Genomic DNA, 19,587 nt, shown 5'->3' on the forward strand with positions numbered 1-19,587 from the left:
ACTGATCGGTCCTGGCGCCCTGTCGCGGTCCTAACGCGCTGATCGGTCCTGGCGCCCCGACTCGTTTCCGCGCCCTTGGCCGTCGCCCTCCAACGCCTTGGCAACGATCTCCTCCAGTTCCTCGGCGCTGCCCAAATCATGCGGGCGCACCACTGAATCATCCGCCACGTAATAGAAAGCCGCGCTGACTTCTTCGAGGGGAACGCCTTTGAGCCGCGCCCAGGCGAGCCGGTAGACAGCCAGCTGCACGGCGCGCGTCGCCAACTGCTGACCTGCGGGACGCCGTCCGGTCTTCCAGTCGATCAACTGCCAACTGCCATCGGCCTCACGGAAGACGGCATCGATCCGTCCCCGGACAACGACGTCGCCGATCCGGGTTTCGACGGGTACCTCCACGAAAGCGGGGGCACGCTGGGCCCACTCGGACTTTTTGAAGGCCGCGACCATCTCGTCCAAGCCGTAGGCCTCGTCGATGTGGGCATCCGAGCCCGGGGCTTCATCGAGGTCCAACATGCCGGTAGTCCCGAAGTACTCTTCAACCCAGGCATGGAAGGCCGTGCCTTTACGGGCAGAAATGCCCGGTTCGCGGGGAACCGGCCTGCGGAGCTGGGAGAGGACTGCGGCTGGGTCAGCGCCGAGGTCAACGAAAAGAGAGGCGGAGATATGGCTGGGCAGGTGAACATCCTGGATGGTCTTACGTTGCTGTTGACGGTCCAGCAGGAGTTCCGCCTCCTGGGACCATTTTCCAGCGGGTCCAGCGAGCTCCGTGGACGGGGTTGAGTAGGAGCCGTCCTCGATCCAGGCGCGGACGTTTGCAGCCGCCTGGTCCATGGCGAGCCTGCGTCCGGGCACCAGCCTGAGTCGGGCGCCGGTCCGTGGATCGGAGGGACCTTCCAGGGGATCGTATGGGAACCCGGCAACCTCGGGAATTGCCGTCAGGGGGCTTTCCCCGGGAAGTGCCTCCTCCGCCACTGACTCCGGATGGACGAAGGCGGCGCGTGCCGGTCGGTCCGAGGAGCCGCCTTCGTCTTCTCCGGCAACTCCGGCAAGCGGTGCAAGCTCGGAAAGGAAGGCGGACATACCGGCCATTCCAGAGCGCGAACCGTTCCAGGCAGCGCTGGACGCCCACAGGACAAACTTCGCCCGGGTGTAGGCGACATAGGCCAGCCTCCGCTCTTCGGCCTCGCCGTGATGCTGGACCTCGGACTTAAAGTCCTTCTCGGCATCCAGCCATCCCTTTTGGTCGGGCTGGTCCAGGTCCCACTGCGGGAGGTCTGACCGGTCACCCCGCAAGGGCCACGGCAAGGCCGCAGCACCGCTGCTCCATCGCGAGTCCCTGGAGCTCGGGAATGACCCTGCGTTGAGGCCCGGGACAAAGACAACGTCCCATTCCAGTCCTTTGGAGGCGTGGACCGTCAGCAACTGCACGGCTTCCCGGTTCGTCTCCACGGGGGCCACATCCAAGCCGCCTTCCTCGGATGCCGCAGCTTCCAACCACGACAGGAATGCCAGCAGGTCGATACGCTGTGAAGTCTGCAGGAAGCCGGCCGCAGCATCCTGGAACGCATCCAGGTTGCGACGTGCCTGGTGGATGCTGATCCCCGGTTTGGCTGCCACTTCGATGTCCAGGAGCATGGCGCGTTCCACCTCGCCAAGGAGCGTCGTGAGGTCGTCACCGATATAGCTCCGCAGGGAACGAAGTTCCGAGGCAAGGCTGGTCAGGCGCTCCAGCGCAGCCACGCTCAGGCTCCTCCCGTGCCCGGACGTCCAGCCGGGCTTCGGCAGGAAGTCCAGCGCCTCCACCAGGCTTGCGGCATCGGTAATGTCGCTTTCGACTACTGCTGCCGGCTCCTCATTGTCGTCAGTGGTTTCGGCCGTGGCACCGGGAGCCGAGCGGCGTCGTGCAAGGAACCGGGACCAGTCACTGAAGGCCATCAGGTCTGCTGGGCCTATGCGCCATCGGGCGCCGGCCAGCAACCTCATCAAGGCATCGGAGCGCCCGGGATCAGCCAAGACACGCAGGGTAGCCACGAGGTCGACGATCTCCGGGGTATCCAACAAGCCACCAAGACCCACGATCTCATAGGCGATTCCCTGCAGCTCGAACTCCCGGCGGATGCACTCCATCTGCGCCCGCCTGCGGCACAAGACCGCCATGGTCGGCTTGATGGGCGTCCCGTCTTTCTCTTCCTCGAAGACGGTCCGCTGGTAGCGGCGGACATCGCGGGCTATGACGGCAGCTTCGTCCTCGTCCGTCCCGAAACGACCGATCACGACGCTTCCGTCTGCCGCCGCCGGGCTCGGGACCAACGCGGGTACTGAAACACTGCTGGCCGTCTCCCGCTCCCCTGCCGGGCCACCGGATGCAGCAGCTTTGTTCAGGGGTGCTGCGATGGTGTTGGCGGCCTGGAGGATGTTCCTGCCGTTTCGCCAGGCCGTGGTCAAGTAGGAAGTGGGGGCCACTGAGTAGACCTCCGACCCATCGGTGGCATCCCTGTGCCTGACCGGGAACTCCTGTACAAAATGGAAGAGCTGTCCGGCCGAGGCACCACGGAATCCGTAGATCGCCTGATTGGGGTCACCCACGGCTGTGACAGCGTGCCCTTGCCCAAAGAGACGCGAGAACAGAACCAGTTGGGCGTGGGAGGTGTCCTGGAATTCGTCCAGGAGGACCACCTTGTACCTGGCCCTCTCCGTGGACGCTGCGAGCGGAATGTCGCTGGCGATCCGGGCAGCCAGGGCCACGAGGTCACCGAAGTCGAGAACTCCACGTTGCCGCTTCGCTTCCTGGTACCGCACCACCATGTCCGCGACGCTGGCGCGGGTGCGGAGCATTGCCGACAGGGAGGCTGCGGCCTGGGTCGGGTTCTTACTGGCACCGGCGACGTAAGGAAGCTGCTCGAAGGTCTGCACCCGCTCCAGGACCCAGTCCCGCACCGACCCGGGATCCTGCAGGTGCTCGGCGCACTCTCCCGCGAGCTGAATCACTGCGTTGACCAAGGTGGACTTGGCCGCTGTGAAATGTTCGTAGTCGCCGTCGTAGGCCTCTACCACTTCACTGGCCAATTGCCAGGACTGTGCCCCGCCCAACAAGACGACGTCACGCTCAATCCCCAGCCGCAGGCCATAGTCGGACACGATTCCGCTGGCATACGAGTGGTAGGTGGACACCTTTGGTTCGAGGTCGTCAGCCTCCAGGAGTCCTTCAGGAAAGCCGATGCTGCCGTTGTCCTCGGCTGCGATTCGCTGCAGGGTGGCCAGCTTGGACCGGATCCGGCTGGCCAGTTCCCCCGCAGCCTTGCGCGTGAAGGTTACACCGAGTACTTCCTCCGGGCGCACCCAACCATTGGCCACGAGCCACACCACCCGGTCAGCCATGGTGGCAGTTTTCCCCGATCCGGCACCGGCAATCACCAGGCGTGGCGACAAGGCCGAAGCAATGATGTCCGCCTGTTCGGCTGTGGGGTGGTTTTTCTCACCAAGGATGTCTGCCAGTTCGGACGGAGTGAACCGGGGTTCTGGAACATCCGGGAGACCGGGCTCGTCGGGAAGAGCGGCCGCGAAGCCGTCCAGGAGCTCAGTTGTCATTCGGTGACCTGCTTTCCTCTGGCGCACAACGGGCAAACATCAGGGAGCCGGCAGCCATGGCCGCCGTGCCCGCCTTTGCCAGCATCGTGCCGTGCTTCGAACGATGCCCCTGCCATCAGGGCAGCGGCCTCTGTGACCAGATCTGCCGCCCAGTTGTCGGACGGGTCCAGGGGATCCTGCTGCTGAACCACAGGCGCCTTGGTCTTGGTCCCGAGGTGGGCCAGGACAGCCCCGCCGGGGACGAAACCGGCCGCAGCAGCGTTGGGGGATCCAGCGTCGACCGCTTCTTCGCCGGCTCCGGCGTCCTGGAAGGCGCCTTTGAGGACGGCAGCCTGGTAGGCGCCCAGTTGTGGATGCCTGGCCACTTCGGCTTTGCCGGGTTGGCGCTTGCCCGTCTTGAGGTCGACAATGACCAGCCGGCCTTCGGCATCGACCTCCAGGCGGTCCACCTGCCCCCGGAGCACGGCGTGCCGGGCAGAGTCCGATTCGGGATCTGCCGCGATGACGGGATTTACCCGGACATCGGGAAGCTGAACTTCGAAGTCATGCTCCACGGCCAGAAGGCTCCGTCCTTCGCTGCGCATGATCAGGATGTACTGGGCCAATTTACGCACCATCTGTTCGGCGCGCTGGAAGTCGAGCTTGCCTTCCCAGTTGTCCTTCATGCCCAATGTTGGCCATCTGCGGACAAGTTCAGCCACATACTCTGATCCCGAAGCATCCGGCAGTTCCTGGGCGATGCTGTGGACCAACGTCCCGAGGCTGCGCGCAAAATCAGTAGCAGCCTCCCCTCCAGCAGCCTGGACGAACCAGTCCAGTGGGGACTTGTGGACAGCCTCGACCTTGGAGGGCGAGACAAAGACCGTGCCGCCGGGAGGAACGACAGGTTCCAGGGAACTCAGCGGCGCCAATCCCCACCATGTGTCCGGGTGCGCCCCGGGAACAGGTGGCTCCGTGCTGGCGAGCCGGGCCAGAACCCGCGCAGCCTCCTGCCCTGCACTCATGGCACCGGGGGCGGAATCCTCAGACTGGGCGTGCTGCCTTAGCTCCGCAACAAGGGCCCTGAGCGTCATGGGACGATCCACAGGAGTGTAGTCCCGTTTGTACTGGCCGGGCTCCAGTGGTGCAACATAGTCCAGGAAAGCCGAGGGCTGCTCGTCCTCCGAGGAGACGGCGGTGCAAATCAGGACCTCGCGGGCACGCGACACCGCTGTGGAGAAACTCCTGAGTTCGTCGTAACGGATGTCCCGGAGCCTGCTCAGCGGTCCCCGCCTGACGGCATAGTCCACTCCGTGTTCCACGGCGTCGGCGTAGACGGTGCTGCCGAGAAGCTCACCACGCAAACGGGTGTTCGGCCAGACACCTTCCTGCAGACCGGCGACGATCACCACGGGCCATTCGCGGCCGGCGGCACTGGCCGGCGTCATGATCTCCACGCAGGCTTCAAGCTGTGCCCGTGCCGCGAGGGTATCCATGGGAAGTTCCTGGTTCAGGACATAGTCCAGGAATTGTTCCGGACCGGAACCGGGGAGCTGGTCCACGAAACGTTCGGCTGTATGGAAGAGCGCCATCATGGCATCGAGGTCACGGTCCGCGCGGGCACCGGCATTCCCGCCTTCCATGGCCATGTCCGCCCAGCGTGACGACAAACCGGTGGCCTGCCACAAAGCCCAGAGAACGGACTCAGCGTTGGCACCGGGCTGGGCGGCGGCTGTGGATCCGGCCGCGATCATACGGGAGAGCCGGCGGGCCGAGCTGCCTTCGATGCCCAGCGAGGCCAATGCCCCGGGTTGAAGCAGGGCTTCCACCAGGAGGACATCGCTGGACCGGCCACCTCCACCGAGGAGTTCCTCGCGCCGGAGGGATTGCCTGAGCCTGCGCAGCTCGATGGCAGTGGCTCCGCCGATACGCGATGCCAGGAGGGAGACTGCTGTTTCCGGTGTCAGCTTGGAGGGATCCAGGACGACGGCAAAGACCTCCAGCAGCGGACGGACTGCCACTTCGTCCCGGACCGCTGAGTCCGCCACCGGAACACGCACCGGGATTCCCTGTCCGCCCAGGTAGCGTTGCAGCTGCGAAATTTGGCCGCCGTTCCGCACGATCACCGCGATATCGCTGAACTCCCGCTGTTCGCGCAGTTGCGCTTCCAGGATCCGCTGTGACACATAGCGAAGCTCGTGGACAGCTGATGGCAGGACGTGCCCTTCCACCCTGCCGTCACCGGCCGGCGCCTGCCCGGGTCTGTCAGCACGCGGTGGTTGCTCCAGCCGCCTGGCCAACTGACCACCGGAACGCTGCGAGATGCGGGACGCGACGCGAGTCCAGGCGTCGGCTACCCCCGGCCGGTGCCGGTGGGTGAACCACAGCGGGCACTCATGAACCCCACCTTGCATGCCGCCCAGCAGGGCAGGCAGTTCAGCGACAAGGTCCGGACGTGCACCCCGGAATCCCTGGACCACAGTGTCCGGAGAATACGTCACCACCACGTCCTTGCCCTCCGAAATATCGGCGAGAAGCTCGAAAACGGCCGGATTGGACTCCTGGGCATCGTCCACCAGGATGAGCTGGAGGCGTTCCCGTTCCGCGGCAAGGAAGGCCGGGGAATCCTGGAAGATCTGCCGCGCCGTGGTGATGATTCCCGCGGGATCAAAGGCCTCAGGCATGCGGAGGTCCAGGACATCCCGGTATTCGCTGTACAACTCGGCCGCGGCCATCCAGTCGGGGCGTCCGCATTCATACGCCAGCCCCACCAGGTCCTCCGCGGTTCGGCCGGACTCAATGATGCGGTCGAACAACTGGCGGATTTCGTGGCGGAAGCCCCTGGTGGGCAGCGCCGCGGTGAGGTCCTCCGGCCATGGCAGCTGGAAACCGGTTCGCACGTGGCCTTCCAGCAGTTCTTTGATGATGAGGTCCTGCTCCGGACCTGACAAAAGTTTGGGCGGCCGCGGCAGCGGGATGACGCCTTCGGCTTTAGCGCGCCGGATGACATCGAAGGCATACGACGCCCAGGTGCGTGCCGGCGTCGTACTGAGGCTGCGGTCCAGCCGGCCCGTAAAGGTGTCCCGCAACGCTGCTGCCGCATGCCGTCCAGGAGCGAGAATCAGGATCCGCTCGGGGTCAAGCCCGTCCTCACGAACACGGCGTACAGCGGATTCGACGAGCACCGTGGACTTGCCGGTTCCGGGGCCACCGGGCACCAGCACCGGGCCGCTGCCCTGCCGAAGGGAAACGACCGCCCTTTGGTCTTCAGACAATTCCGGCGCCGCGTAGTAGGTTTCGCGAGGGGGCAGCAGGCGAAGGGCTGCCGCTGCTTGGCGGGTTCTGGCGGGAGTGGCGGTCACACAGTCATTTCATCATCGGGCACCGACAATTTATGGAGTTGACGCTCCAACTGGTCCGAGATCACATCAAGTTGGTCGAAGTCAGCGTCCGTCGGAGCCCATCGCGCGGCCGTCAGGTCCACCCGCCACCGGCCTTCGCCCGTCCTGAGGAATGCCTCATGGGCGCCATGGAGCGGCGTCGATTCCTCCAGGTAGTGCCGCAAGGCGTCTGCTTCGTGGCCAGGGGGCGCCTCGCCGCTGGCCCGCAGCACCCTCCACCAGGCAACAGGGCTGCCGTAGTGGCTCATGACTGCCCCGACCTGCCGGGGGCCACCGGCCCCCAGGAGCTCAGCGACGTCACCATAGGAGACCACCGAGCCCGACGGAACGAGGTCCACAACGGCCAGAACCGCCGTCACATACTCCATCCGCATGTGTTCAGCGTAACGGCAGGAGTGTCGTGCCCAAAGAGTGTCGGACCCAGCCGGTAGCTTGAAGGCATGAGTTCCTGGAACACCCTCTCCCGCGCCGCATTCGACCTAGAGACCACCGGGAAGAACTCGCGGTCCGCGCGGATCGTTACCGCTTCGATCACTGTCGTGGATGATCACGGAGAGCTTATTGCCGAGCACGAGTGGCTGGCGGATCCCGGTGTTGAGATTCCCCTCGAAGCAAGTGAAGTGCACGGCGTGACCACAGAGAAGGCACGCGCGGAAGGCCGTCCCGCGGCGGACGTCACACGCGAAGTCGCTGCGGTACTTCAGGAACTGTTCGACGCCGGGACTCCGGTGATCGCTTTCAACGCCAGTTACGACTTCACGGTGCTGGCAGCCGAGTCTGCCCGCTACGGCGTCCCGCAGCTGAGCCGTTTCCCCGTGCTGGATCCGTATGTCATGAACAAGCAAGTGGACCGCTACCGTAAGGGCAAGCGCACCCTGACGGCCTTGTGCGAGGAGTACGGGGTGGACCTGACCAATGCACACACATCTGCCGCAGATGCGCTTGCCACCCTTCGCGTCCTGGACGCCATGGCAGGCAAATTCCCCAAGCTGCAGATGCCGGCGTCCACACTCCACCAGCTCCAAGTTGACTGGGCAGCGTCCCAAGCCGCGGACTTCCAGCAGTATCTGCGACGCAGCAAACCCACGGCAGTCATAGAGGGCCAGTGGCCCGTCCTTCCGCCCGAGGATGCAAGCCGGGGCGGCTTCTAAGCCGGATAATCCCACGCACAGTTACGTTCTGCGACGCAAGTCACAGCAATTTCGGGAACCCCCGACGCGGGCCCACGAGCGCGCGGATTCCACGTCCACCCCTGTCCTCTGAATAGTCCAGAGGTTGACCAGCCGTATTCAGGAACTTTCTTCGGGAAAATCGAGTGCGAGCAACCACTTCTTCGATTCACCGCCCTCTGGCGGGCTGGTGACATAATTAAGTTTTGGCGGGTTGAAGTCTGCTAGGGCAGCCAACCACCTTTGGGTTGCCATATTCCCCGCCCACCGCGAAACGTCCCAGTGACTCGATGAAAGTGATTTCTTCATGAAATTCAAAGCCCCTAAGTGGCTGTCTGTTGCCCCCGTGGCCGCAGCCCTGGTGATTTCCCTGGCAGCATGCGGCGGAGGAAGCTCCGAGCCCAGCGGCTCCCCCACCGACGCTCTCGCCGGCAGTGACCAGCAGACGCTGGACAAGTACACCACCGCCGACGTTACCCCCTTGGACAAAATCGACAAGTCCAAACTCGGCCTCGCGACCGAAGGCACCCTGCGCGTCGGCACCCTCTCCGATGCCCCGCCGAACATCTTCATTGATCCGTCCGGAAAGTTCACCGGCTACGACAATGAGCTTCTCCGCGCCATCGGTGACAAGCTGGGCCTCAAGGTCGAGTTCGCTTCCACCGACTTCTCGGCGTTGCTCTCCCAGGTAGCCAACAAGCAGTTCGACGTCGGATCCTCCTCGATCTCCACCACGGACGCACGCCGCAAGACTGTCGCGTTCACCAACGGCTACGACTTCGGCTACATGGCCGTCGTGACCAAGAACGACTCCGCCATCAAGGGCTTCGCAGACCTTAAGGAAGGCCTCCGGGTCGGCGTTGTCCAGGGCACCGTCCAGGATGACTACATGACGAACACCCTCAAGATTGAGCCGGTTCGTTTCCCCGACTACAACACGGTCTACGGCAACGTGAAGAACGGCCAGATCGACGCTTGGGTGGCTCCTTCCCAGCAGGCTGACGGCCAGGTCAAAGAAGGCGACAACACCAAGATCGCCGAGAAGGTCGTCAACACCCAGAACTTCACCGCATACGCTGTGAACAAGGACAACCAGCCGCTGATCGACGCCCTGAACTCCGGTTTGGACGCTGTCATTGCCGACGGTACCTGGGCCAAGCTGACGGCTGAGTGGTACAAGGACCGTCCGACTGCCGCAGAGCAGACCCCCCAGGGCTGGACGCCGGGCAGCAAGGCCGTCCAGGTTCCTGCCAAGTAACCGGACGTTCCATGGATATCCTCAATCAATTAGCTGACGCCTTCCTGGACTGGGAGGCGATGGGCGAAGTCATCCCCAAGATGTTCGCCGTCGGTCTTCCGAACACGCTGATCCTGGCTGTCACCTCAGGCATCATCGGGACAGCCATCGGTATGCTGCTGGCACTGATGGGGATCTCCCGGAACGCAGCAGCCCGGTGGATTGCCCGCATTTATACGGACATCCTCCGTGGCTTGCCGCCGGTCTTGACCATCCTGGTCATCGGATTCGGATTTGGCCCGATCGTTCGTGAACTCACCGGTTCCAGCAACCCGTACCCCATGGCCATCACCGCGCTGTCCATGATGTCCGGCGCATACATCGGTGAAATCTTCCGCTCCGGCATCCAGAGCGTGGACAAGGGGCAGCTCGAAGCGACGAGGGCCCTCGGGTTCAGCTACGGCTCCTCCATGCGCCTTGTGGTGGTACCCCAGGGAATCCGCAGGGTCCTCCCTGCCTTGGTCAACCAATTCATCGCCTTGATCAAGGAATCCTCGCTGGTGTTCATGCTCGGCCTCCTGGCAACAGAACGTGAGATCTTCCAGATCGGCAAGGATGCCGCCGCAAACAGCGGCAACCTGTCCCCGTATGTCGCGGCAGCCATCTTCTACCTCGCGCTGACCATCCCGCTCACCCACTTCGTGAACTGGATTGACGCCCGTATGCGCTCCGGCCGGCCGGAGAAGAAGGAACCGGACGAAGCAGCAGCCGTCGTAGGAAAGGGAGCCCAGGCATGAGTGAATTTGCTTCAGGCACATTGACTGCGAAGAACATCCACCTGTCATTCGGCAGCAATCACGTGCTGCGTGGCATCGACCTGCACGTGGAGAAGGGCACCACGGCATCCGTGATCGGCCCCTCCGGCTCGGGCAAGTCGACTCTGCTGCGTGTGATGAACCGGCTCATCGAGCCGGACCAGGGCGACATCCTCCTTGATGGACGTTCTGTGCTCAAGGACAACCCGGACGAACTGCGCCGACGCATTGGCATGGTCTTCCAGCAGTTCAACCTTTTCCCCCACAAGACGGTGGCGGAGAACATCTCCCTGGCCCTGCGCAAGCTCCGCGGCATGTCCAAGGAACAGGCCCGCGAAGAGGCCCTGGCGCAGTTGGACCTGGTAGGGCTGAAGCACAAGGCCGATTCACGTCCGGCAAACCTCTCCGGTGGCCAGCAGCAGCGTGTGGCCATTGCGCGTGCCTTGGCCATGAAGCCCGAGGTCATGTTCTTCGATGAAGCCACGTCCGCTTTGGACCCGGAACTCGTCAAGGGCGTCCTCGCCCTCATGACGGATCTGGCCCAGGGTGGCATGACCATGGTGGTAGTGACCCACGAGATGGGCTTCTCACGGAACGTCTCGGACGTCGTAACGTTCATGGACGCCGGCGTCGTCGTGGAATCCGGTCCCCCGGAAAAACTGTTCACCGATCCGCAGACGGAACGCCTGCAGGGCTTCCTCTCGGACGTCCTCTAGCCGGGACGAACAAACGCCACAAAGAACCCCGCCTTCCCTGGGAAGGCGGGGTTCTTTGCTGCGCTCACTGCCCGGCTTTCACCCGCAGCACCGTCAACGCGGCCGCATCCACCTTGGCGCTGAAGGAGGGATCTGTTTGGGCTTTCTTCACCACGGCTTGGTGCATGGCCGGAATACTCGCGGGATCGGCACACACCAGCATGGTTCCACCGGCACCAAAGAAGTTCAGGGCACGGTCCGCATCGGACCAGGCTTCCAGTTGGGCTGCGCTGCAGAGATCATCCGAGAGAATGATTCCCTTAAAGCCGGCATCGGCACGGAGCATCGTATCCATCACCGTCGGGGAAAACGGTGCGATGTTTGCCGGATCGATCCTGTCGTAGAGCGCATTGGAGACCATCACCCACTCTGTGCCGGACTTGATGGCAGCATGGAACGGCTCCAGGGAGGGGTCCTCCCGCGTAGTGACGGTGTCCCTGACATCGCTGGTGACATCGGTATTGGGGACAACCCTGCCCAAGCCCGGGAAGTGCTTCACCACAGGCGCCACCCCGGCGTCCTTCATACCATCGGCAAAGGCATTGCCGAGGGTTGAAACGGTGCCGGGTGCGTAACCGTACTCGCGTTGGAAGTGGCCGATGGGGGCATTGGACGGTGCGAACTCCGGGCTGGTGACAGTGTCCAGCACAGGAGCCAGATTGACATTGACGCCGGCGCTCCGGAGTTCCTTGCCCCAGGTTGCAGCATCGGCCCGGAGCTTTGCTTGACCCGATCCTGCCTGCGCCAAGGCCGTGGGAATCGTCGAGAACCCGGGGCCTGAGAGCACTTGGACATAGCCGCCCTCCTGGTCTGTTGCCACGAAGAGGGGAACACCTCCGGTGGTCTCCGACGAGACAGTGTCCGTCAGCGACGACACCACGGCTGCTGTGGCCACACTGCCCGCTTTGCTTCGTCCGCTGAGGTAGACGTTGCCCGCGTGGTATTTGGTCAAAGCCTGGATGGTGCCTGGTTCGGCGCCGGTGGCCTTGGCCGCCACCATGAACAACTGGCCCACCTTCTGCTCCAGGCTCAGCCCCGCAAGCTGTTGCTCGGCGGCGGGAGCACTGGTCGCGGGGGCGGCAGACGGCGAGGGACTTGCGGCCGGCGGGGTGGGAGCCGCTGACGCGGCGCTGGATTGCGGGGTCGCAGAGGGCGACGACGGGGCGGAGGCCGACGGCGTCCCTTCCGTGGTGGGGTCGGCGGTGGTTCCGCTGCCGGTTGAGCAGCCGGACGCCATGGCGAGGAGAGCTCCAGCCGCCGCGATGCTCGTACCGAGGGATGCAATTGTCTGGATCTTGCGCATGGTAAACCGTTAGTTCGTTGGGGTTGGGTTTCCACCTACGAGCCTACCCCGTGTGGACGCAACGATGCCCCGGGCAGCGGCCTTCCGCAGCTCCCCGGGGCATCGGCAGGTCAGGCCGAGGCAGCCGCCGCAGCCTGCGCCGCTGCCGGGAGTGCCTCCACGATACGGTTCATGGCCGCGTCGTCGTGGGCAGCAGACAGGAACCAGGCTTCAAAGACTGACGGCGGAAGGTAAACTCCCGAGTCCAGCATGGAGTGGAAGAACGGGGCGTAGCGGAAGCTCTCCTGGGCTTGGGCGTCGTCGTAGTTGTGTACGCCGCGGGCCGATGTACCGAAGGCTACCGAGAACAGGTTTCCGGCGCGCTGGATGGAGTGGTCGACGCCTGCAGCATCCAGGGCTGAGGAGAGTGCGGCCGAGAGTTCCAGCGAACGTGCGTCAACGTAGGCGTAGACCTCGGGGGTTGCGTTGGTCAGTGTGGCCACACCGGCGGCCATGGCCACCGGATTACCGGACAAGGTTCCTGCCTGGTAGACCGGGCCAACCGGAGCAAGGTAGTCCATGACGTCGGCACGGCCGCCAAGTGCCGCCGTCGGCATCCCGCCGCCGATGACCTTACCGAAAGTGAGCAGGTCGGGGGCCCAGCCTTCCTGGCGGCCCGTCAGCCCCCAGTAGCCGGCGTAGCCGGTGCGGAATCCGGTGAGGACTTCATCGAGGATCAGCAGTGCCCCGTGTTCCTTGGTGATGCGGGAAAGCCCTGCGTTGAAGCCCTCCCCCGGGGTCACGACGCCCATGTTGGCGGGTGCGGCTTCCGTGATGACCGCGGCGATGTTGCTGCCGTGCGCGGCGAAGGCGGCCTCGACTGCGGCGAGATCGTTGTAGGGCAGAACCAGGGTTTCCGCCGCAGTGGCCTCCGTGACGCCGGCCGAGCCGGGCAGCGCCAGGGTGGCAACGCCGGATCCTGCCGCTGCCAACAGACCGTCCAGGTGCCCGTGGTAGCAGCCTGCGAACTTGATGATCAGGTTGCGTCCTGTAAAGCCCCGCGCGAGGCGAACGGCCGTCATGGTCGCTTCGGTCCCGGTGGACACCATGCGCAGGCGCTCGACGGCGGACACGCGCTCCTTGACGATCTCGGCCAGGTTGGCCTCATCCGGTGTAGAGGCACCGAATGACAGCCCCCGGTCCACGGCTGCGTGCACGGCGTCGAGAACTGCCGGGTGTGCATGGCCCAGCAGCGCCGGCCCCCAGGAGCACACGAGGTCGACGTATTCCTTGCCGTCGGCATCCGTCAGGTAGGCACCCTTGGCCGAAACCATGAACTTCGGGTTGCCGCCCACGGATCCAAAGGCGCGGACCGGAGAGTTCACGCCACCGGGCATGAGGGACCGGGCACGGTCGAAGAGCTGATCGGACACAGGGGTGTTGGAAGTCATGGTTCCTATTCTTTCAGTGATTCTGGAGCAGCAGGTTTGCGGCGGATGCGCCTACGCGGACGCCAGCAGCCGGGCAACCCGCGGGGCCACCTCGGTGCCGTAGAGCTCGATGCAACGCATCATGGAGGAGTGCGGCAATGTCCCGTTGCTGTACTTGAGGTCGAAGCGGTCCACCCCAAGGTTGCGCTTGAGCAGGGCGATCTTTTGCGCCACAGTCTCGGGCGAACCGACATAGAGCGCGCCTTCAGGGCCGCACATGGCATCGAATTCGGCCCTGTTCCCTGGACCCCAGCCGCGTTCGGCGCCGATCCTGTTGCGCTGGTCAATCCAGTGCGGGAACAGTTCATCACGGGCGTCCTCATCCGTATCAGCGATGAAGCCGGGCGAGTGCGTTGCAATCTGTCGCATCGGGTGGCCGTATTTCGCCATCGCTTCGCGGTACAGGTTCACCAGCGGGGCGAACCTGCGGGGTTCACCCCCAATGATGGCGAAGATGATCGGGTAGCCGTATTGCGCGCAACGCAGTACGGATTCGGGTGTGCCGCCCACCCCAATCCACGCTGGCAACAGGTGGTGCTGCAATTTCGGGTAAACCTGCAGCCCGCTGACGTTGGGGCGGGTCCGGCCTTCCCAATGGACCGGCTTCTGCGCACGCACTTTGTCGAAGAGTTCCAGTTTTTCCTCGAACAGGACTTCGTAGTCGGCCAGGTCCAGGCCGAACAACGGGAAGGATTCCACGAAGGACCCCCTGCCGAGCATGACCTCTGCCCGGCCATTGGACAGTGCATCCACCGTCGCGAAACGCTGGAAAACGCGGATGGGGTCATCCGAGCTGAGCACCGTTACCGCTGAGCCCAGGCGAATCCTGGACGTCACTGCGGCTGCAGCTGCAAGGAACACCTCGGGAGCGGACACCGCGAAATCCCGGCGGTGGTGTTCCCCGACGCCGAAGGCATGGATCCCGACGGCATCAGCCAGCTTCGCTTCTTCGAGCAGTTCGCGCAGGACGACGGCGTGTTCCTTGGGGTTCCCGTCTGCGTCGACGCCTGCGTCGCCAAAGGTGTTCAGGCCAAGGAGGAGCTCGTTGGCCGCGACCGGGGCGGTGGGGTCGGAGGGAACGGATGTCATGATCAGGACTCCTTCAGCCAGCCCGCCAGTTCGGAGGCCCAGTAGGTCAGCACGGTATCTGCTCCGGCGCGCTTGATCCCCAGGACGGATTCGGTAATGGCGCCCCTCCTGTCGATCCAGCCGTTGGCCGCAGCAGCTTCGATCATGGCGTACTCACCGGAGATTTGGTAGGCCGACACCGGCACCGGGCTCATGGCTGCGACGTCGGCCAGGATGTCCAGGTAGCTCATGGCCGGCTTGACCATCACCATGTCCGCACCTTCTTCAAGGTCCAGTTCGACTTCCAGGATGGCCTCACGGCGATTGGCGGCGTCCATCTGGTACGTCCGGCGGTCGCCCTTGAGCTGGGAATCGACGGCCTCACGGAAAGGACCGTAGAACGCGGACGCGTACTTCGCCGCGTACGCGAGGACCGCGGTGTTCTTGTGGCCTGATTCCTCCAGCGCCTGGCGGATGACGGCGATCTGGCCGTCCATCATGCCCGAGGGTCCCAGCACGTGGGCGCCGGCGTCGGCTTGGGCCACGGCCATCTGTCCGTAGATCTCCAGCGTGGCGTCGTTGTCCACGTAGCCCTCGGCATCGAGGACACCGCAATGGCCGTGATCGGTGAACTCATCCAGGCAAACGTCGCCCATGATCACCAAGTCGTCGCCAACTTCGGCCTTGACGTCGCGGATCGCCTTGTTCAGGACACCTTCGGGGTCCAGCGACGCCGTGCCCTGTGCATCACGAACGGCGGGGACTCCGAACAGCATGATGCCGCCCACTCCCAGCTCCACGGCTTCGGCTGCTGCGCGCTTCAGGGAGTCGGTGGTGTGTTGAACGACGCCCGGCATGGAGCTGATGGGGCTCGGTTCGGTGAGGCCTTCGCGAATGAACGCCGGAAGGATCAGGTCTGCAGGCGCCAGCCGGTTCTCTGCGGTGAGCCTGCGCATGGCGGGAGTTGTCCGCAGGCGGCGGGGACGATGGTTCGGAAAGCTCATTGCGGGTTCCCTTCGTAGGCGAAAACAGATTCCAAGGCGGCCACGATGCCGTCAGGGGTTGGTTCGTTGGCTGTGGCAGCCACGGTGAGGCCCAGGCGCGAGGCCTCAGCCGCCGTCGGACGCCCTATGGCAATCAGGCGGCACCTGCCCAGCGGCAGGAGGGTTTGGGCGATGCGCCGTGCGGCGCTGGGTGACGCGGCCACCACGGCATCCACGGTTCCGGCGCCAATGCCGCTCCGTGCCTCGTCCGGGCTGAGCGTTGGCGTCAGTCCGTCATCGGATAGTACGACGGCGGGCGGCAGTTCCGCTTTCAGGCGGACTTCTTCCCGGGCCGGGTAGTCGACGGTGTGGTAGGCAACAACGGACGTCACCTTCGCACCTTTGGAAGCCAGGCCTTCCCGGAGCCCCGGTGCTGCGATGTCTGCCTGGGGCAGAAGGACCTGCGCAGCTCCCGCGTCCCACAGCTCCACCAGGCCCTCCGCGGACTGGCGGTCCGAGGGTGCACGGTGGACGGAAAGGCCGATTGCTTCCAGGACCTGCTGCGACGACGGCCCAATGGCGGCCACCCGGGTAGCGGGCGGGACCAGGCCGGCCGGCGTTGTTCCCCGTTCTGCTGCCTTCTCCAGCAGGACCCGGGCGCTGGTGATGCTGCTGATCACCAGCCAATCGAAGCCCCCGGCGGCCAAACGGTCCAGCGCGGAGTCGAGGGAGTCCTGGTCCCGTGCCCGCTCGAAATCAATGAGCGGCAGCACCAACGGTGCAGCGCCCAGGCTGTGCAGAAGTGCTGCCAACGGCCTGGCACGGTCGGCGCTCCTGGTGATCAGGACGCGCCGGCCGGCCAGCCTCGATGGAACATGCAGGTCAGGACGCGGCAAGGTCCGCGATCTCCGCGGCACCGGCGGCGAGCAGGAGCTCAGCCACTTCGATGCCGAGCAACGTGGCGCCTACTTCAGTGAGCCCGTCCGTGGCTTTCTTCTCGCGGACAGTCTTGGTCCCGTCCACGGCGCAAACAACGGCTTCCAGGTGAAGCATGCTGCCCTTGCGGAAGGCATAAGCACCCACTGGAGCGGCGCAGCCCGCTTCCAGCCTGGCAAGCACGGCGCGCTCGGCCGTCACCGCCAGTCTGGTGTCGTCGTCGTTCAGGGCGGCAAGAGCCTGGGCCAGTACTCCGTTGGAGCCCTCGGTGGATCCTGCCTGGCGCGGAGCATCCTCAGTTCGGCATTCGATGGCCAAGGCGCCTTGCCCGGGTGCGGGCAGCATGACGTCGGTCTCGAAGAACTCACTGACGGTGTCCAGACGGTCCATCCGTTCCAGGCCCGCGGCCGCCAGCACCACGGCGTCAAGATCGCAGGACTTGCCCGGAACTACGTCGTCGGTGATGTTTCCCGGCAGCCCCGGGACCCTGCCAAGGCGGGTGTCCACGTTGCCGCGGATGTCCAGCACCTCAATGTCGGGCCGTGCTGCCCTCAACTGCGCAGCACGGCGCGGTGAACCTGTGCCTACTTTGGCGCCGCCCGGCAGTTCAGCCAGGGTCAGCCCGTCGCGGGCGCAGAGAACGTCCCTGACGTCAACGCGTTGGGGCGTAGCGGCAATGCTGAGTCCCAGGGCCGCCCCGGTGGGCAGGTCCTTGAGTGAGTGGACTGCGACGTCACAGCTGTCAGCCAGCAGGGCGTCGCGCAGTGCGGCCACGAACACACCGGTCCCGCCCATCTGGGAAAGGGAGCCGGTTTTGACGTCGCCCTCGGTCTTGATATGAACCAGGTCCACGGGGAAACCGCCAACCGCAGCCAGTTTGTCTGCGGTCTGCTGCGTCTGCGTCAAGGCCAGCTTGCTGGCCCTGGTGCCGATGCGAACGGTCACTTCGCGGCCTCCGTTGCCGGGTAGGCATCGTGGCCAATGCCCACAGTGGTGCCAACTTCTGCAATGACAGGCTTGGCACCGCGGAAGTTCTCGCAGCAGTTGGGACGGCACACGTCGTACCACGGGCCAAGGTCAGTGACGTGGGGGCGTTCGGCGATGTTGTTCTCCACCGTACGTTCACAGATGAGGTCCACCAGGCCGGACACGAACGCTGCGTGCGTGCCCGGGGTGGGAACGCGGGTTGCTTCGATGTTCAGGTTCTTGCAGGTCTCCAGTGCCTCGGTGTCGAGGTCCCAGGCAACTTCCATGTGATCGCTGACAAAGCCCAGCGGAACGATGACGACGCCGCGGACGCCTTGGGGAGCAAGCTCCTCGAGGTGGTCGTTGATGTCCGGTTCGAGCCACGGAATGTGCGGCGCGCCGGAGCGCGACTGGTACACGAGGTCCCAGGCAACATGGGGGGCTACGGCATCCATGATCGCCTTGGCGTTGGCCAGATGCTGGGCTGCATAAGCCGAACCTTCCGCGAAGTCGCGCGGTTCATCCTCCGAACGTCCCGCCGCCTCCGCGTCCCGGGTGGGGATGGAGTGCGTCGCGAACAGCACGCGGATCTTCGAATCCGGGTCGGCTTCGCCGGCTGCGGCAAGCTTGCCACGGATCTCCTCCAGGCCAGCGGACGTACCCTCAAGGAAGGGCTGGACGACGCCGGGGTGGTCGAAGTACTGGCGGATCTTGTCCACCTCAAGCTTGCCGTCCAACCCGGTTTCCGTCAGCGCAATGCCGATGTCTTCGCGGTACTGGCGGCAGCTGGAGTAACAGGAGTAGATGCTGGTGGTGAGCATCAGGATCCGGCGGTGTCCGGCGTCGTAGGCGTCCTGCAGGACCGGTGCGATGTACGGATCCCAGTTCCTGTTGCCCCAAAGAACCGGCAGTTCGATGCCGCGTCGGGCCAGCTCGGCCTCGATAGCTGCCTTCAGCTCACGGTTCTGCTGGTTGATGGGGCTGATGCCGCCGAAGGCGCGGTAGTGGTGCGATACCTCTTCCAGTCGCTCATCCGGGATACCACGGCCACGGGTGACGTTGCGCAGGAACGGGATGACGTCATCCTGCCCTTCCGGTCCGCCAAAGGAAGCGAGCAGCACGGCATCGTAGTGCTTGGCTTCCTGGCGCCCACGCTCAGTGATGGCGTTCGGTGCGGTGGAGACAGCGGGGCTGGTCATGCGAGAACCTCGGCAATCTCGGCAGCCGTGACTCGGCGGCCGGTGTAGAAGGGGATTTCTTCCCGGACGTGGTGGCGTGCCTCGGTGGCCCGCAGGTGGCGCATCAGGTCCACGAGGTCAACGAGTTCAGGCGCTTCAAGGCCAAGGATCCATTCCCAGTCGCCCAGGGCGAACGAGGAAACGGTGTTGGAGATGACCTGCGGGAACTCGCGTCCCAGCAGGCCGTGGTCGCGAAGCATCTTGCCGCGCTCGTCCGTCGGGAGCAGGTACCACTCGTACGAGCGGACGAACGGGTACACGCAGAGCCAGGTGCTCGGCTCGACGCCCCGGGCATACGCGGGTACGTGGCTCTTGGCGAATTCGGCCTCGCGGTGCACGCCCATGGCGGACCAGACGATCCCGGTTCCCGCGAAGAGTTTGCTGCGGCGGATGGAGCGGACGGCTGCCTGCAGGTCCTCCGGCTTGGGCCCGTGGAGCCACACCATGATGTCCGCGTCCGAGCGCATCGCCGAGACGTCGTAGCTGCCGCGGAGAATCACTCCACCCTCCGCGAGCTTCTCCGTAAGGGCTTCGAATTCCTGTGCAGCATCGCCGCTGCGCAGGACGTCGGCCGAGCGCTTGAAGACCGTCCACAGCGTGTAGAACTGTTCTTCGGTTTCAGCAGTTTTAGTGACAGATTCGGCAGAAGTGTGGCTCATGGTTCAAGTTTGCCCCGTGCC

The 19,587-nt window shown here is 64.6% G+C and carries 15 protein-coding genes; 4 read left to right on the forward strand and 11 right to left on the reverse strand.

Features of this window, described 5'->3' with window-relative positions:
• Window positions 1-30: 30 nt before the first annotated feature.
• The 3 genes from QF015_RS10425 to QF015_RS10435 are packed head-to-tail and all read right to left on the reverse strand — an operon-like array spanning window position 31 to window position 7,342.
• Complete coding sequence (locus QF015_RS10425) at window positions 31-3,588, reverse strand: ATP-dependent helicase (RefSeq protein ID WP_429388796.1); 3,558 nt, start codon at window positions 3,586-3,588, stop codon at window positions 31-33.
• A complete protein-coding gene (locus tag QF015_RS10430; RefSeq protein ID WP_429388798.1) occupies window positions 3,585-6,929 on the reverse strand; it encodes an ATP-dependent helicase in 3,345 nt (1,114 codons plus the stop codon). Before QF015_RS10430 ends, QF015_RS10425 begins: the two co-directional genes overlap by 4 nt.
• Entirely contained in the window at window positions 6,926-7,342 is a 417-nt protein-coding gene (locus tag QF015_RS10435) for an MGMT family protein (protein ID WP_310209161.1), read from the reverse strand. The genes QF015_RS10430 and QF015_RS10435 overlap by 4 nt, the downstream gene beginning before the upstream one ends.
• Window positions 7,343-7,408: 66 nt before the next feature.
• Between QF015_RS10435 and QF015_RS10440 the strand changes: the two genes are divergently transcribed.
• The 4 genes from QF015_RS10440 (at window position 7,409) to QF015_RS10455 (ending at window position 10,905) form a co-directional block, all read left to right on the forward strand.
• A complete protein-coding gene (locus QF015_RS10440; protein ID WP_429388800.1) occupies window positions 7,409-8,119 on the forward strand; it encodes a 3'-5' exonuclease in 711 nt (236 codons plus the stop codon).
• A 325-nt stretch (window positions 8,120-8,444) separates the two neighbouring features.
• On the forward strand, window positions 8,445-9,395 hold the full coding sequence (locus tag QF015_RS10445; RefSeq protein ID WP_310209165.1) for an ABC transporter substrate-binding protein: 951 nt from the start codon (window positions 8,445-8,447) through the stop codon (window positions 9,393-9,395).
• An 11-nt stretch (window positions 9,396-9,406) separates the two neighbouring features.
• Window positions 9,407-10,171 (forward strand): amino acid ABC transporter permease, encoded by a 765-nt coding sequence (locus QF015_RS10450; protein WP_231337946.1) that lies wholly within the window; start codon window positions 9,407-9,409, stop codon window positions 10,169-10,171.
• Window positions 10,168-10,905 (forward strand): amino acid ABC transporter ATP-binding protein, encoded by a 738-nt coding sequence (locus tag QF015_RS10455; protein ID WP_310209168.1) that lies wholly within the window; start codon window positions 10,168-10,170, stop codon window positions 10,903-10,905. The genes QF015_RS10450 and QF015_RS10455 overlap by 4 nt, the downstream gene beginning before the upstream one ends.
• Window positions 10,906-10,969: 64 nt before the next feature.
• Here the strand turns inward: QF015_RS10455 and QF015_RS10460 are convergent, their stop codons facing one another.
• From QF015_RS10460 to hemQ, 8 genes are all read right to left on the reverse strand, one after another.
• Window positions 10,970-12,247 carry a glycoside hydrolase family 3 N-terminal domain-containing protein gene (locus QF015_RS10460; RefSeq protein ID WP_429388803.1) on the reverse strand — a complete coding sequence of 426 codons (1,278 nt, stop codon included), beginning with the start codon at window positions 12,245-12,247 and terminating at the stop codon, window positions 10,970-10,972.
• A 110-nt stretch (window positions 12,248-12,357) separates the two neighbouring features.
• Window positions 12,358-13,677 (reverse strand): glutamate-1-semialdehyde 2,1-aminomutase, encoded by a 1,320-nt coding sequence (gene hemL, locus QF015_RS10465; protein WP_310209172.1) that lies wholly within the window; start codon window positions 13,675-13,677, stop codon window positions 12,358-12,360.
• Window positions 13,678-13,728: 51 nt separating this feature from the next.
• The gene (locus tag QF015_RS10470) at window positions 13,729-14,805 is read right to left on the reverse strand and encodes an LLM class flavin-dependent oxidoreductase (protein WP_429388805.1); all 1,077 of its coding nucleotides are present in this window, start codon (window positions 14,803-14,805) and stop codon (window positions 13,729-13,731) included.
• Window positions 14,806-14,807: 2 nt separating this feature from the next.
• Window positions 14,808-15,788: a porphobilinogen synthase gene (hemB, locus tag QF015_RS10475; protein WP_310209177.1), complete on the reverse strand. Its 981-nt coding sequence runs from the start codon at window positions 15,786-15,788 to the stop codon at window positions 14,808-14,810.
• Window positions 15,785-16,663 (reverse strand): uroporphyrinogen-III synthase, encoded by an 879-nt coding sequence (locus QF015_RS10480; protein WP_429388807.1) that lies wholly within the window; start codon window positions 16,661-16,663, stop codon window positions 15,785-15,787. Before QF015_RS10480 ends, hemB begins: the two co-directional genes overlap by 4 nt.
• Entirely contained in the window at window positions 16,650-17,648 is a 999-nt protein-coding gene (gene hemC, locus QF015_RS10485) for a hydroxymethylbilane synthase (RefSeq protein WP_310209181.1), read from the reverse strand. The genes QF015_RS10480 and hemC overlap by 14 nt, the downstream gene beginning before the upstream one ends.
• A complete protein-coding gene (locus QF015_RS10490) occupies window positions 17,645-18,868 on the reverse strand; it encodes a ferrochelatase (protein WP_429388810.1) in 1,224 nt (407 codons plus the stop codon). Before QF015_RS10490 ends, hemC begins: the two co-directional genes overlap by 4 nt.
• Entirely contained in the window at window positions 18,865-19,566 is a 702-nt protein-coding gene (hemQ, locus tag QF015_RS10495; protein WP_429388812.1) for a hydrogen peroxide-dependent heme synthase, read from the reverse strand. The genes QF015_RS10490 and hemQ overlap by 4 nt, the downstream gene beginning before the upstream one ends.
• Window positions 19,567-19,587: the final 21 nt, after the last annotated feature.

The organism is Paenarthrobacter sp. TE4293, assembly GCF_050435325.1.
Lineage (GTDB): Bacteria > Actinomycetota > Actinomycetes > Actinomycetales > Micrococcaceae > Arthrobacter > Arthrobacter nitroguajacolicus_C.